At 69.9% G+C, this 14,428-nt stretch carries 15 protein-coding genes and 2 pseudogenes; 14 read left to right on the plus strand and 3 right to left on the minus strand.

Annotation, left to right across the window (positions count from 1 at the left end):
- Positions 1-159 precede the first annotated feature (159 nt).
- The 3 genes from MFF26_RS03955 (at position 160) to MFF26_RS03965 (ending at position 1,671) form a co-directional block, all read left to right on the plus strand.
- Positions 160-654: a YciE/YciF ferroxidase family protein gene (locus MFF26_RS03955; protein ID WP_012452123.1), complete on the plus strand. Its 495-nt coding sequence runs from the start codon at positions 160-162 to the stop codon at positions 652-654.
- Between the two features lie 158 nt (positions 655-812).
- Positions 813-1,283, plus strand: a complete 471-nt coding sequence (locus MFF26_RS03960; RefSeq protein ID WP_238307520.1) for a DUF3597 domain-containing protein — start codon at positions 813-815, stop codon at positions 1,281-1,283.
- Between the two features lie 142 nt (positions 1,284-1,425).
- Positions 1,426-1,671 carry a hypothetical protein gene (locus MFF26_RS03965; protein WP_012452121.1) on the plus strand — a complete coding sequence of 82 codons (246 nt, stop codon included), beginning with the start codon at positions 1,426-1,428 and terminating at the stop codon, positions 1,669-1,671.
- Positions 1,672-1,696: 25 nt separating this feature from the next.
- Here the strand turns inward: MFF26_RS03965 and MFF26_RS26430 are convergent, their stop codons facing one another.
- Both MFF26_RS26430 and MFF26_RS26435 read right to left on the minus strand, forming a co-directional pair.
- Positions 1,697-2,278: a sensor histidine kinase gene (locus tag MFF26_RS26430; RefSeq protein ID WP_283207392.1), complete on the minus strand. Its 582-nt coding sequence runs from the start codon at positions 2,276-2,278 to the stop codon at positions 1,697-1,699.
- 36 nt (positions 2,279-2,314) lie between these two features.
- Positions 2,315-2,641 (minus strand): annotated as a pseudogene (locus MFF26_RS26435) (PAS domain-containing protein); the annotation flags it as partial.
- 427 nt (positions 2,642-3,068) lie between these two features.
- On the opposite strand from MFF26_RS26435, the gene MFF26_RS03975 reads away from it, so the two are divergent.
- The 9 genes from MFF26_RS03975 (at position 3,069) to MFF26_RS04015 (ending at position 10,386) form a co-directional block, all read left to right on the plus strand.
- Complete coding sequence (locus tag MFF26_RS03975; protein WP_012452119.1) at positions 3,069-3,311, plus strand: hypothetical protein; 243 nt, start codon at positions 3,069-3,071, stop codon at positions 3,309-3,311.
- Between the two features lie 13 nt (positions 3,312-3,324).
- A complete protein-coding gene (locus tag MFF26_RS03980; protein WP_238307522.1) occupies positions 3,325-3,978 on the plus strand; it encodes a type 1 glutamine amidotransferase in 654 nt (217 codons plus the stop codon).
- Positions 3,979-4,026: 48 nt separating this feature from the next.
- Entirely contained in the window at positions 4,027-4,185 is a 159-nt protein-coding gene (locus MFF26_RS03985; RefSeq protein ID WP_238307523.1) for a hypothetical protein, read from the plus strand.
- 133 nt (positions 4,186-4,318) lie between these two features.
- Positions 4,319-5,023, plus strand: a complete 705-nt coding sequence (gene gntA / locus MFF26_RS03990) for a guanitoxin biosynthesis heme-dependent pre-guanitoxin N-hydroxylase GntA (protein ID WP_238231192.1) — start codon at positions 4,319-4,321, stop codon at positions 5,021-5,023.
- 76 nt (positions 5,024-5,099) lie between these two features.
- Positions 5,100-6,203 (plus strand): cation:proton antiporter, encoded by a 1,104-nt coding sequence (locus tag MFF26_RS03995; RefSeq protein WP_238307524.1) that lies wholly within the window; start codon positions 5,100-5,102, stop codon positions 6,201-6,203.
- 11 nt (positions 6,204-6,214) lie between these two features.
- Positions 6,215-6,922: a cation:proton antiporter gene (locus MFF26_RS04000; RefSeq protein ID WP_238307526.1), complete on the plus strand. Its 708-nt coding sequence runs from the start codon at positions 6,215-6,217 to the stop codon at positions 6,920-6,922.
- A 97-nt stretch (positions 6,923-7,019) separates the two neighbouring features.
- On the plus strand, positions 7,020-8,021 hold the full coding sequence (locus MFF26_RS04005; RefSeq protein WP_238307527.1) for an SDR family oxidoreductase: 1,002 nt from the start codon (positions 7,020-7,022) through the stop codon (positions 8,019-8,021).
- A 61-nt stretch (positions 8,022-8,082) separates the two neighbouring features.
- The gene (locus tag MFF26_RS04010; protein ID WP_012452115.1) at positions 8,083-9,261 is read left to right on the plus strand and encodes a zinc-dependent alcohol dehydrogenase; all 1,179 of its coding nucleotides are present in this window, start codon (positions 8,083-8,085) and stop codon (positions 9,259-9,261) included.
- Between the two features lie 48 nt (positions 9,262-9,309).
- Positions 9,310-10,386: a patatin-like phospholipase family protein gene (locus MFF26_RS04015; protein ID WP_238307528.1), complete on the plus strand. Its 1,077-nt coding sequence runs from the start codon at positions 9,310-9,312 to the stop codon at positions 10,384-10,386.
- Here the strand turns inward: MFF26_RS04015 and MFF26_RS04020 are convergent.
- A pseudogene (locus MFF26_RS04020) lies at positions 10,362-11,565 on the minus strand (DUF2252 domain-containing protein). The gene MFF26_RS04015 and the pseudogene MFF26_RS04020 overlap by 25 nt on opposite strands.
- 196 nt (positions 11,566-11,761) lie before the next feature.
- On the opposite strand from MFF26_RS04020, the gene MFF26_RS04025 reads away from it, so the two are divergent.
- Positions 11,762-13,138 carry a deoxyribodipyrimidine photo-lyase gene (locus tag MFF26_RS04025; RefSeq protein ID WP_238307530.1) on the plus strand — a complete coding sequence of 459 codons (1,377 nt, stop codon included), beginning with the start codon at positions 11,762-11,764 and terminating at the stop codon, positions 13,136-13,138.
- A 122-nt stretch (positions 13,139-13,260) separates the two neighbouring features.
- On the plus strand, positions 13,261-14,199 hold the full coding sequence (locus tag MFF26_RS04030; RefSeq protein ID WP_238307531.1) for a lipase family protein: 939 nt from the start codon (positions 13,261-13,263) through the stop codon (positions 14,197-14,199).
- Positions 14,200-14,428: the final 229 nt, after the last annotated feature.

Below are 14,428 nucleotides of genomic sequence, written 5' to 3' on the forward strand. Positions count from 1 at the left end.
TCCAGCCAGCCTACACGCATCCGGGTCGGAAAGCGCGGCCAAGCGCATCCGACGGAAGTCGGCCGGAAAGGCACATCTGCACGGCCCGACGCGGCAAACCGGCCAGGAACATCGCGAGCAAGGTCGTGTTGCAAGGGAAGCAGCCAACGGGAGCCACCGATGTCAGCACCGAGCAGCCTCAAGGAAGTATATCTCGACGAGATGAAGGACCTTTGGTCCGCCAACGACCAGATGATCAGGACAGTCAAGGAGTTGGGTGGCCACGTCTCCGACCCCAAGCTCAAGCAGATGCTTGAGCACTCGGTTGGCGGCATCCAGAAGCACACCGACATCCTCAAGGACCTGATCCGGCAGAACGGCGGCGAGGCCGAGCCGGAGCACTGCAAGGGTATGGAGGGTCTCGTGACCGAGGCGAAGAAGCACGGCATCCAGGAGGCGCCGACCGACGGCAAGCTGCGCGACGTGGAGATCATCGCCCAGTACCAGCGCATGTCGCACTACGGCTTGGCGGGCTTCGGCTCGGCGGCGGCCTACGCCAAGGCCCTCGGCCGCTCCGAGGACGAGCAGAAGCTGAAGCAGGCGGTCGCGGAGATCTACGAGGGCGACGAGATCGCAAGCCAGCTCGCCGAGAGCCTGGAGCAGGTCGCGGCCTGAGCCGTCACGACCGAGGCGAGGCGGACGGCACCATGAGCGTATATGCCACCGCCCGTCGACCATGCTCCGATGCGGGCGACGAGTTGCGGAACATCGGTCACTGGCGTTCCGTTGTCGTCCGCTCGGCCCTAGTCGGGGCCAGGATCTTGGAGGACTGGATGAGCATCTTTGGGTCGATCATGTCGAAGATCTTCGGCGGCAGCGCGAGCGCCCAGGCGGCGGCCCCGCACGCCTCGGAGGCGCCGAGCGTGTCGGCCGCGGCGCAGGGTTCGGGCGGTCCGACCGGCTCGGCCAGCAGCGCGGCCGCGCCCTCGATGAGCGGGGCGCCGTCCCCGGTCGCCGACGCTCCATCGGGAGCCGGGCAGGCGAACGTCGATGTCGGGCAGGTGCTCGCCGGCCTTGCCTCGAAGAAGGGCCTGGAGCTCGATTACAAGCGCTCCATCGTCGACCTCATGAAGCTGCTCGACCTCGACAGCAGCCTGCAGGCCCGCAAGCAGCTTGCGGACGAGCTGCACTACACGGGCGACAAGGAGGATTCGGCCTCCATGAACGTCTGGCTGCACAAGCAGGTGATCCAGAAGCTCGCCGAGAACGGCGGCAAGGTTCCCGACGACCTCAGGCACGCCTGACGGCAGGGGGGCGCCGGATACCCCTTTCGGCGCCCCCAAAAACCGTATGTTGCCCGGACAGCCTGACGAGGCGGCCGGGCACCCAGGCACCTGGGCCGTCGGGGGAGCCCAGCATGACACGCATCAGCAGGACCGCGAGCCCATGCCCTACAGGACCTTCGTAACCCTCGTGCTCGCGACCTCCAGCCTCGTCGTGGCGCAGTCCGCATTCACCATGGACCGGGAGGCCTTGAAGGCGCGCTGCAGCGGCGACTACGCCACGTACTGCGGCGACCTCCCGCCGGACGGCGACGAGGTCCAAGCCTGCTTCCGGAAGAACATGGCGAACCTCTCGCCAGCCTGCCGCACGGAGATCGACCGGAGCGGGAAGGATGGCAGGAAGGGTTGAGCCTCCCGGTTTAGGCCGACGCTCCCTAAGGGTGTGACGGCGGCAGGGGCATGCGCACGGACATCCGCAGGCCATCCGGAGCGAAGTCCACATCCACCTCGGCACCCGTCTGGGTGGCCAGGACCTTGTTGAGGAGCCGGTGGCCGAAGCCTTCGCGCGTGGGGTGCGGGTCGGGCGGGCCGTCGTGCTCGCTCCAGTCCCAGCGCAGGGCACGCCCGGCATGCCCATCCTCGACCCACCAGTTCACTTGGAGGCGGCCGTTCGGGTCGGCCAGCGAGCCGTGCCGCAGCGCGTTCGTGGTCAGCTCATGCAACGCCATGCCGACCGGCACGGCGAGCTCGGACGACAGCACGACCTTGGGGCCCTCCAGGGTGAGGCGCCGCCTTTCGTCGTAGGGGTCGAGCTCCGCCCTCAGCAGTCCCTCGAACGAGGCGGCCTGGGCAAGGTCCTCGGTGATCAGCGCGTGGGTCCGGGCCAACGAGCCGATCCGCCCCGAGAACGCGCGGGTGAACTCGGCGACGGAGAGCGAGGAGCGGGCGGTCGCGTTCACCACCGCCTGGACCGTGGCGAGGGTGTTCTTCACTCGGTGGTGCAGCTCGCGCACCATCAGCGCCTGACGGTCCTCGCCGCCGCGCCGCTCGGTTATGTCGCGTTGGGCCGAGACCCAGTGCGAGATGCCCCCGTCGCCCTCGCGCACGGGCGTGATCAGCCACTCGACGACGTAGGTCGAGCCGTCCTTGCGGTAGTTCACCGCTTCGCCCTGGAACGGCTCGCCAGCGGCGAGGGCGGCGCGCATGCGGTCGAGGACGGCCCGATCCGTTCCGGGCCCCTGCAGAAGACGCGGCGTGAGACCCACGACCTCCTCGGCCCCGTAACCGGTCATGCGCGTGAAGGCGGGGTTCACGTACTCGATGCGCGGTCCCGGTTCGTCGAGGTCGGCCGAGGTGATCACGATGGCCTCGCCGGAGGCTTCGACGGCGGCCTACAGGAGCCTTGGGTCCGGCTTGCCCGCCGTCGCGATGTCCCGAACCTCCAACGCCCCCTCCCGAACGGCCCCGTCCCAAGAGGCTGTCGGTAGAACCGTATTCATCGCCTCAGGTTGCCAACCTGCGTCGCCGGTGCACCGCACGCCTGGCCGCGCTAGCCGGACCGCCGCAGGCCCGGCAGATGGCACCGACGCCGACCACCCCAGCTCGCCGCATGGGCTTCCCCCGCGTAAGGGCGAGACGCCGGCATGGATGGGTGGCTCGATGTCCCTTCGGCGGCGGAGGGCAAGCCGGCCTGGGCCCCTAGGAGATACAGCGTGACGCACGCGCCTCCGCAAACCCTTCGCCGCCACGGGTGTTGTCCGACATGACCTCGCGCGACGAGGGCGGACTTGGTTCCAAGGAGGTGCCATGACGGTCGGTCACGAGGAGGGTTGCCGTTACCTGCGGGAGCTGAAGGTGATGACCTCCTTCCGTCCGATCCCCGTCATTCCCAACCTGGAGGTCGCGCTGTTCCAGCGGTTGCAGGCTTTCGAGGTGGAAGCCAAGGCGGCCGGCGCCCCCAGGGAGGTCCTGAGCGCCATCGCGGCCGCACGCCTAGACCTGCGGCTCGCCGACCTGCGGCCGTGGCTCGGCTTGCCACGCGGCCACTGAGAACTGGGCTGCCGTGAATTCAACCCAATCGTCGTCGCGCTTCCTGGTGGCCGAGAGCGAGACGCCCGAGGCGCGTAAGAAGCGTCGCGAGAGCGTCGGCCGCTCCTCTGGCGAGACCTACCTCGACATCCTGCGCAGGCTCGCTCCCGGGGCCACCTGCGACCGCATCCAGCCGGCCGACGCCGATGCGGCTCTCCCACCCGGGGACAGCTTGGCCGAATACGACGCGGTGTTCCTCACGGGCTCGCCACTGCATCTCTATGAGGAGACGCCGGAGACCCGGCGAACGGTCGCCTTCATGCGGAGCGTGTTCGCTTCGGGCACGCCGGCCTTCGGCTCCTGCGCCGGGCTGCAGGTCGCGAAGGTCGCCGCCGGCGACAGCGTGCGCCCGAACGCGAGAAGGTTGGAGGCAGGGTTCGCGCGGCGGATCACGCCGACGGCGGATGGGCGGTCACATCCACTGCTGGCGGGTCGGCCGGCGGCCTTCGACGCGCCGGCTATCCACACCGACGAGGTCGACGCGTTGCCACCGGGGGCCACTCTGCTCGCCGGCAATCGCCTCACTGCCGTGCAGGCCGCCGAGATCCGCTTCGACGGCGGCGTGTTCTGGGGTGGGCAGTACCATCCCGAGATCGGCCTGGACGAAGTGGCCGGTGCCCTGCGCTGACAGGCGGATAGCTTGGTCGAGGCCGGGCTCGCACGGGGCGAGGACGACGTGGAAGCCTACGCGCTGCAGGTCGATGCCTTGCACCGCGAGCCAAACCGGCGCGACCTCGCCTGGCGCCTCGGCCTGGACGAGCAGGTCACCGACGAGCGGCTCAGGCTGGCCGAGATGCGCAACTTCATCGGGGCGCTCGTCCGGCCCGGGCGGTGAGGGCTGACATCTGTGGATAGGCAGGACACCTCCCAGCCCGCGCGGAACGCGGCCTGCGCGGGACCGTTGCCTGTTGCCGCGGCGCCTCGTGCCGGTTCCGCGGGCATCTTTGCGACCTGCGTGCCGAGTTCCGATGCAACTGCCCCGAGACGATACCAACCATCCGCAGGCGGAAGCCTTCCGGGCCTTCATCCGCGACGCCGGCTTCCCCTGCGTCGGCGCCAAGTCGGCCCTGACCAAGGGCCAGATGCGGGTGCTGGTCGCCCGCGACATCACCTCGGCCTGGGACGACATGCGCATCTACCCGGCCTTGATGGCCTTCGCGGCGCGCTACCGCCGACAACCGGACCTGTTCCAGAGCTTCGCCGTCGTCTTCGAGGGGCCGAGCGACCTGGACGAGGAAGGATTCGAGCGGCACCTTTGGAACCGTGTGCAGTCCCTCGCCGACAAGGACGCCTGGCTCGGCCACCCCTGGGACGGGCGCGTCGCCCCCGAGCCGGACAGCCCACACTTCTCCCTGAGCTTCGCCGGCGAGGCGTTCTTCGTGGTCGGCCTGCACCCGAACGCCAGCCGGCCCGCCCGGCGGTTCTCGTCGCCGGCCCTGGTTTTTAACCTGCACGCCCAGTTCGAGCAGCTGCGCGAGGCCGGGCGCTACGAGAAGCTGCGCTCCTCCATCCTGCAGCGGGACGAGGCGCTGGCCGGATCGGTGAACCCGATGTTGGCCCGGCACGGCGAGGTGTCCGAGGCGCGCCAGTACAGCGGCCGGGTCGTGGACGAGGAGTGGCGATGCCCGTTCCGCCCGCGTGCGACGGACACCACCGCCTCCGGTACGGCCTGAGGCGACGTTGGCAGGGACCTCCGGCGCCGGGAGACGTTTCCCGAGCCGGCAGGGCGCGCTCAAGGGAGCTTCGCGAATGGAACAGGGTGTGGCGACGGCGGTGCTTTGCATCGTCGCGGGCGGCATCGCAGCCCAGGTCATCGCTTCCCGTTTCCGCATTCCGGCCATCGTCCTCCTCCTCGGGCTCGGCTTCCTCGTCGGGCCGGTGCTCGGCCTCCTCCATCCGTCCCAGGCGTTCGGGCCAAACCTCCGTCCCCTGATCGGCCTGGCCGTGGCCATCGTGGTGTTCGAGGGCGGCCTCGCGCTCGACTTCCGCGAGTTGCGTGCCGCCGGCGAGGGCGTGCTCCGGCTCACCGCCATCGCCCTGCCCATCAACTTCGTGTTGGGCACGGTCGCCGCCCACCTCGTCGGCGGCATGCTCTGGGGGCCGTCGGCTGTGTTCGGGGCCATCCTTGTGGTGACCGGCCCGACCGTCATCCTGCCGCTGCTGCGCCACGCCCGCCTGGAGCGGCGCTCCGCCGCATTCCTGAGGTGGGAAGCCATCGTCAACGACCCGGTCGGCGCCATCCTGACCGCCATCGTCATCGAGATCCTGGTCGGCCTACCGCATCGGTCGGGCGAGGAGGCCGTGACGGACCTCGCGCTGCACCTCGCGGAAGGCGCCGGGGCCGCCGCGGTCCTCGGGGTCGGCTCGGCCTTCCTCGTGGCCTGGGCGTTCCGGCGCGACCTTGTCCCGGAGACCCTGAAGACGCCGCTCCTGCTGGCGCTGGCGCTCGTCGCCTACGCGGTGCCGAACCTCCTGATGCACGAGGCCGGGCTGATCGGCGCGACCGTGTTCGGCATCGCGCTCGCAAACCTGCACGTCCCGGGCATCGCAGAATTGCGCCGCTTCAAGGAGGCGCTGGTCGTCCTCCTGGTCTCCTGCCGCTTCGTCGTCCTCACCGCCGACCTCGACCTCACGGTGCTGGGCAAGCTCTCCCTGCCGGTCATCGCGTTGACGGCCACGACGCTGTTCGTGGTGCGGCCGGCGGCGCTTTGGCTGGCCACGTGGCGCAGCGACCTGACCTGGCGCGAGCGCCTGTTCGTCGGGTGGATCGGCCCGCGCGGCATCGTGGCGGCCGCGGTCGCCGGCCTCGCCGGCCCCAGGCTCAGCGAGGCGGGCTATGCGGGAGGCACCTGATCCAGCCAACGGTGTTCGCCGTCATCGTCGCGACCGTGCTCGCCCATGGGTTCTCGCTCGCGCCGCTGGCACGCCGGTTCGGGCTCTCGGTCGCCGCGGATGCGGAGCGGCTTGCCGTCGTCGGCGCCTCGCCCTGGTCAAGCGACCTCGCCCTGGCGCTGCACCGCGCCGGCGTGCCGGTGCTGCTGGTCGACACCTATCCCGGGGCCTTACGCGCGGCCCGGGCTGGCGGGGTGCCGACGCTGCAGGCTGAGCTCCTGTCGCGTGAGGCCGAGGAAGGGCTTGCCGACCAACCGCCGGACCGGCTGCTCGCGGCGACCCGGGACGAGCTCTACAACGCACTGGTCTGCACGCGCCTCGCGCCGGAACTCGGCCGCGAGCGGGTCTACCAACTCGCGCCGTCCGCGGACCACCTCCTGCACGCGGAGACCGGCGTGAGCCGGGACTCGCGCGGGGAGGTGCTGGCGAACGGGTTCGACTTCGAGGCCCTGGCAGGGAGACACGCCGCCGGCTGGCGGTTCGTGATCGAGCCAGCCGGCTCAGAGGTCCGCGACGCGCGGTGCCTGCTCGTCATCCGGTCGGACGGGAGCCTCGACTTCCCCTCGCCGGACCACGAGATGGCCCGGACGGCGGACGGCGACCGTCTGCTCCTGCCAGCTCCCTCAGACGGGGCGCGTCATGGCGACGTCCGCGAGCCGGTCATGGCCGGCACGGCCTAGACCCGAAGGCACGGAACGCGCTGGGGCTGCAACGCTTCGGCGTCTGGCGCGTAGACATGCCGGGCCCCGTTCAGGGTCGACAAGGAGCGAACCGGACATGGCGCATAAGGCGCTGCGCGAGCAGGTCATCGTCGTCACAGGCGCGTCGAGCGGCATCGGCTTGTCCACCGCCCGCATGGCCGCCAAGCGCGGCGCCCGGGTGGTGCTCGCCGCGCGCAGCCAGGACGTGCTCGCCCGGGTCGCCGACGAGCTCGGCCCGAACGCAACCTATGTCGTCGCCGACGTAGGCCGGCGCGAGGACGTCCAGGCCATCGCCGACAAAGCAATCGCGACGTTCGGCGGCTTCGACACCTGGGTCAACGTCGCCGGCCTGACCGTCTACGGGCCGTTGCGCGAGATCGCCTACAAGGATCACGAGCGCCTGATCCAGACCAACCTCTGGGGTACGGTGAATGGCTCTCTGATGGCCGTCGAGCACCTGCGGAAACGCGGTGGCGCGCTGATCAATGTCGGCAGTATCGCATCCGACCTCGCCTTCCCGTTTCAGGGCCTTTACGCGACCTCGAAGCACGCGGTGAAGGGTTTCACCGACACCTTGCGCATGGAGCTCATCGCGGACCGGGCGCCGGTCTCGGTCACCCTCGTGAAGCCGGCGTCCATCGACACGCCGCTGCCGCAGCGTGCCCGCAACTACATGGACCGCGAGCCGACGCTGCCGCCGCCGATCTACCCGCCCGAGGAGGTGGCCAACGCCATCCTGCACGCCGCCGTGCACCCGCAGCGGGACATCTTCGTGGGCGGCGGCGGCAAGATGTTCGTGATGGGCAAGGAGTTCGCGCCGGGCGCCTACGACGAGCTGGCGCCGGCCATCATCGCCTTGCAAAAGCGTGCCGAGGAGCCGCGGGACCCGCAGGGCGCCCTCCATGCGCCGCGGCATGCCGGCGAGGTTCGCGGCGACCCGCCCGTCTACGTCGTGCGCACCAGCGCCTACACTCGGGCGACCTTGCACCCGCTGGCGACCGCCAGCGTGGTCGCCGCCGGCCTGGCCGCGACGGCCGCCGTGATCTTCGGCACGCGACCCAGGCAGCGCCGTCGCTGACCGGGTACGCGCCCGGACTACTGACCGAAACCGAACCCCCAACGAACGGAAGCGACCGACCATGAAAGCACTCACGTGGCAGAGCCGGGGCAAGATCACCTGCGAGACCGTGCCCGACCCCAAGATCGAGCACGGGCGCGACGTCATCATCAAGGTGACCGCCTGCGCAATCTGCGGTTCGGACCTGCACCTCATGGGCGGGTTCATGCCCACCATGGAATGCGGCGACGTCCTCGGCCACGAAACCATGGGCGAGGTCATCGAGGTCGGAAAGGACAACGCGAAGCTCAAGGTCGGCGACCGCATCGTGGTGCCCTTCACCATCTGCTGCGGCGAGTGCCGGCAGTGCAAGTGGGGCAACTGGAGCTGCTGCGAGCGCACCAACCCGAACGGCAAGCTCCAGGCCGAGACCTACGGCTACCCGCTCGCCGGCCTGTTCGGGTTCTCCCACATCACCGGCGGCTACGCGGGCGGCCAGGCCGAGTACCTGCGGGTGCCCTACGCCGACGTCGGGCCCATCGTGGTGCCCGAGGGCCTCACCGACGAGCAGGTGCTGTTCCTGTCCGACATCTTCCCAACCGCCTACCAGGCCGCCGAGCACTGCGACATCGGTCCTGAGGACACCGTCGCCATCTGGGGCTGCGGCCCGGTTGGCGTGCTGGCGGTGAAGTGCTGCTACCTGCTCGGTGCCAAGCGCGTCATCGCCATCGACAGCGTGCCCGAGCGCCTGGCGCTCGCCCGCGAGGCCGGCGCGGAGACCATCGACCTGTCCAAGGAGAACGTGCAGGACACGCTGATGGAGATGACCAAGGGCCTCGGCCCGGACTCGGTCATCGAGGCGGTCGGCATGGAATCCCACGGGGCGGACACCACGCTGCAGAAGGTCACCTCGGCCATCATGGAGCACACGGTCAGCCTTGAGCGGCCTTATGCGCTCAACCAGGCCATCCTCGCCTGCAGGCCCGGCGGAAACGTCTCGATGCCGGGCGTGTTCGCGGGTCCCGTCGGTCCCGTCGCCCTCGGCATCCTGATGAACAAGGGCCTGACCCTGAAGACCGGCCAGACCCACATGGTGAGGTACATGAAGCCGCTGCTGGAGCGCATACAGAACGGCGACATCGACCCCTCCTTCATCATCAGCCACCGCTCGACGAACCTTGAGGAGGGCCCGGCGCTGTACGACCTGTTCCGGGACAAGAAGGACAACTGCACCAAGGTCGTGTTCAAGCCGCACGGCTGACGCCACCCGGGTCATGGCCGGCGACGGCCTCAACGCACGAAGGCACGGATGTTGGACGACACACGCGACCTGGCCCTGGTCTTCGCCGGCGGCAACGCCGTCGGCGCCTACCATGCCGGGACCTACGAGGCGCTGCACGGCCACGGGCTCCGGCCCGATTGGGTCGTGGGCGCCTCCATCGGCGCGGTGACTGCCGCCATCGTCGCGGGCAACGCCACCGAGGACAGGGTCGCCAAGCTCCGGGCGTTCTGGGACGAGGCGACCCTGGCCACGGGCCCGAGCCCGACCGGGCTGCTCAAGCCGCGCCAGGTCTACAACGGCCTGCACGCCCTCCTGGCGCTCGCCTGGGGGCGACCGAGCATATTCGGCCACCGGTTACCCGGCCTATGGTCGGCCCTCCCATGGGTGCCGAATGACGTGGCCCTGTTCGACAACAAGCCCCTGCTGCGGACCCTGGAGCGCCTCATCGACTTCGAGCGGCTGAACCGAGGCGGCACGCGCCTGACGGTGGGCTGCGTCGATATCGAGACCGGCGAGGAGGTCTACTTCGATACCGCACGCCAGGAGGTCCGGCCCGAGCACATCCTCGCCAGCACGGCCATCCTGCCCGCCTTTCCGCCCGTCGAGGTGGATGGCCGGGTCCTATGCGACGCGGGCTACACCAACAACCTGCCCCTCGACCCGCTCTTCGAGAACGAGCCGGAGCGGGACCTTCTCTGCATCGCCTCCGACCTGTTCTCCCTGCGAGCGCCGCGACCCGCCTCCCTCGACGCAGTTCTGGAGCGCGCCAACGACCTCATCTTCGCCAGCCCCCCGCGTCGGGCGATTGCGGGGCTGAGGCGAGAGTACGCGCTGCGGGAGCGGCTCGATCCCGCGGGACCGGCGGTGACGCTGCTTCACCTCGTCTACCAGGCCGGCGCGGACGAGCTCGCGGCCAAGAGCTTCGACTTCTCGCCGTCTTCCATCCGCGACCGCTGGGCCGCAGGCCGCCGCGACGCGGAGCACGGCCTGGGGCTGCTGGGGCCCGGGAAGCGCGCGGGCGGCCGGTTCGGCTACCTGACCCTCCCGGACGGCCTCGTAGCGCCGAAGGCCACTACGCCTCAAGCGGCCTCCGCGGTCGCGTAGCGGAGACAGTGCTGGAGGTAGCCGACCTCGTGCCGGCCCGCGAGCTCGACTACGCTCGACCAGAGCCAACTCGGCGCCTGCGACCCGCCGTCCGTGCCTCGCAGGACCTCGTCACGCCAGCCCGAACGGGTGGCCTCGTCCATCTGCCAGCCGTGCGCATTGCCGACGACGTGGGCGAGGTAGTGCGCCGCCCGCACGGCCTCCTCGCGGCTGAACTGGTCGATGTCGAGCTTGAGGTCCTGGGGCGCGAGCTCGCGCATCACCACCGGCTTGCCGAGGAGGCTCACCGGCAGCATGCGCTCGCCCAGGTTCGGCGAGAGCGCCCGCGCCCCGGCCACGACGCGCTCGGCCGGGTCGGCGGGCATCTCCGCGCCCGGGGTTGCCGGTGCGGCGGGCTCGACGGCCTCCTTGAGGTCGACAAGCGCGAGCCTCCGCTTGCCCTGGTCCTCGATGCGCACGAGCGCCGCGTAGCGCAGGAACCCGAGTGAGGAGCAGCCCTTCATCCAGTACGCCGCGTCGATCAGGCGGACCATCGACTGGCCGCCGCGTCGGTTCAGCGCCAGGTACGAGGCTGCGCACCCGCTCCTCCTCGAACAGGCCTTGCAAGGCGCCCCGCTCTACATCGTCGAGCGCTCAGAACTTGCGACCGAGCGGAATGGAGGGCTCGACGTCCTTCAGACGCTCGCGGGCGAGGTGCTTCCACTCGCGTCCGAGGGCGCGCCGGCGCACGGTGCGCACCACGTCCGGCTCGGGCGGCGCCCCGTCCGCCTTGAAGCCAGCGAGGCCCTGCGCGTAGCCGCGGACCATCTCCTCCAGCATCCGGGCGGTGACCACGCCGGGCAGGTCGGAGCCGCGCGCGGCGCTCGCCAGCGACAAGCCGAGGCGAACGAGGTCGTGGGTCGGGTTGCCGACGACGGTCTGGTCGATGTCGCGGATCTGGATGTCTACACGCCCCTCCGCGTCGGCCAGCGGGCCCAGGTTGCCGAGATGGCAGTCGCCGCAGATCCAGACCGGAGGGCCCTCCGGCAGGGTGCCGCGCGGGAGCCCATCGAGCCAGTCGTAGAACTGCAGGGTGTTGCCGCGGACGTAGGCGTGGGCCGACTTCGCCATCTTCAGCGTACGCTGCCGCTCCAGCACGGCGGCGCGTTCCTCAGGTCCGTAGCTTCCGGTCTCAGGCATCCCACCACCTACGCACACAAGGACCACCCCTGGCCGTGCCCATCAACGCACGAGAACATGTGGGCAACATGCGTTGTTTCGTCTTCGCTGTGGATTACCGAGGCGTGCCGCGCGTGCGGCGCGTTCTCGGTCGAGCCGCCCTATGTGGGAGGAGGCCGCCGGCCATTCGCCCACGCCGACACGGAATCCGTCGCGCATGATCCAGCCAACCCGCATCAAGCCGCTCAACGACCTGCCCGCGCGGGATGGCGCTTCCTACGTCCTGTACTGGATGGGGCTGTCCCAGCGCGCCCGCTTCAACCCGGCCCTGGAATACGCCGTCGAGGAGGCCAACGGGCGCGGGCTGCCGGTGCTGGTCTGCTACGGGCTCGCCGAGGGCATTCCCGAGGCGAACGCCCGCCACTGGGCCTTCCTGCTGGAGGGCATGGCCGAGGTCGGGCCTGAGCTCGCCAAGCGCGGCATCGCCTACGTCGCGCGCCGGCCGCCGCCGGTCGAGACCGCGCTCCTTTACGCGGCGGACGCGGCACTCGTGATCTGCGACCGCAACTACCTGAAGCCGGTGCGTCGCTTCTACGCCGACTTCGCCGCCCGGGCGCCCTGCCGCGTGGTGCAGGTCGAGGGCGAGGTTGTGGTGCCCGTCGAGACCGCCTCGCCCAAGCACGAGGTCGCTGCCCGCACCCTGCGGCCCAAGATTCGCCGGCTCCTGCCCGAATACCTCGTGCCGCTGGAGGAACGGTCGGTCGCCCATCGGGCCGACCATCTCAGCTTCGAGAGCACGCTCGACCTCTCGGACGTGCCGAGGCTCGTTGCCAGCCTGAAGGCCGACCAGAGCGTGCGGCCGGTGCGACGCTTCAAGGGCGGCACCACGCAGGCCGAGGCGACGCTGAGCCACTACCTGGACGCCCGCTTCAACCACTATGCCCAGATCAGGGGGCGGCCGGAGGCAGGCGCGGCCTCGCACATGAGCCCGTACCTGCACTACGGCCAGATCTCGCCGGTCGCTATCGCGCTCAAGGTCCAGGCTGCCGCGACGGGCGGCGAGGACGACAAGGCGGCGTACCTGGAGGAGCTCATCGTCCGGCGCGAGCTCGCGATGAACCACATCTACTACGAGCCGAACTACGATTCCTACGAGGCCGCGCCGGCCTGGGCGCGCAAGACGCTGGATGCGCATCGCGGCGATCCGCGGCCTTACCTCTACACGCCCGAGCAGTTCGAGCGCGGGGAGACGCACGACCGCTACTGGAACGCGGCCATGATGGAGATGCGCGAGACCGGCTACATGCACAACCACATGCGCATGTATTGGGGCAAGAAGATTCTGGAGTGGTCGGCGTCGCCCGAGGAGGCGTTCGAGACGGCGCTGCGGCTGAACAACAAGTATTTCATCGACGGTCGCGACGCGAACTCGTTCACGAACGTGACCTGGCTCTTCGGCCTGCACGACCGCCCCTGGGGCCCGCGGCCAGTGTACGGGAACGTGCGCTCGCTGGGAGCGGCGACGCTCAAGAAGTTCGACGCAGACGGCTACGTGCGCGAGGTCGAGCGCCTCGCCGCCGAGGAGCGTTCCTGACCCGATCATCCAGGAAACGAGCCTCGTGCATCGGATTCCTGGGCATCCGCGTTACTGCACGGCTCCGGGACGCGTCGCAACACTCCGGGCCGCGTCGACACAACGAGGAGGCACCAGCCGTCATGGAGCCGGGTCGCGTCGTCATCGGCATCCACGGCCTCGCGAACAAACCGCCGGCCGACGAGAAGACGCGGTGGTGGAAGGCAGCCATCGCGGAAGGCTTGGCCCGCAACGAAGGGCTGGTCGATCCTGACTTCCTCTTCGAGTTCGTCTACTGGGCCGACTTGCGCTACGACGCGCCGCTTCCGGAGGACGACAATCGCGAGCCGTATCGTCCCTACGCCGGAGCCGGTCCGCTTCCCGGAGGCGAGGACGCACCGTCGGTCACGGCGAAGGATGTACTGGCACCCGTCTACGCCGGCATCGACCTCATCGAGGAGGCGACCGGCGTCACGCTCGTGGACGACGTCATCCTGGAACACCGCTTCGACGATCTCTGGCACTACCACTCGGAAGCGGGTTTCGCCCGCGACGTGCGGGCCCGGCTCATCGAGAGGCTGCGGGCGTACCGCGACCGTCGCATCCTGCTCGTGGCGCACTCGATGGGATCGGTGATCGCCTACGATGCGCTGCGGCTGCTGGAGCGCGAGGATCCCTCCCTGAAGGTCGAGCACCTCGTCACGGCCGGCTCTCCATTGGGCCTCGCCAAGGTGAAGCTCAAGTTCGAGGCCGAGCATGGGGCGATCAGGGTGCCGAACAACGTCTCGGCCTGGACCAACCTTGCCGACGGCGAGGACGTGGTCGCCATCATGGGGGCGCTCGACGCGGATTACGGGTCGAGCGACACCGGCGTGAGCATCGTCGACCGGCGGGTCGTGAACGGCTACCTGCGGCCCAACGGCGAGGCGAACCACCACAAGTCCTACGGTTACCTCCGCACGCCGGAGTTCTCGCGCTTGGCCCGTGCCTTTGCCGCGGTCCGAGACGAGGAGCGCTCCGAATGCGTTCAACCGCGCTTGCTAGCGTTTGCACCTCCTGAGGGCCTTGCCGCCACGGCATGAACGTGCACGCACGGCGGACGAGCCGGCGACACAGGTATACGCAGATGCCTGCGGCAGCGCTGGCCGAGCCGCTGCGGATCACGTGGCCGGTCTGCGCGCGGGCGATGACTTGGACGGCGGAGCCGGCGCGCTCCGTCGCCCGCGAGCCTTGCCTTTGAGGCTACTTGGGCGATCACTGTTCGGCAGGGCCCCGCTGGGGCGGCATGCCCGGAGCCGCATCGATGAAGGC

Origin of the sequence: Methylorubrum suomiense (genome assembly GCF_022179765.1) — a bacterium.
Classification (GTDB): Bacteria; Pseudomonadota; Alphaproteobacteria; order Rhizobiales; family Beijerinckiaceae; genus Methylobacterium; species Methylobacterium suomiense.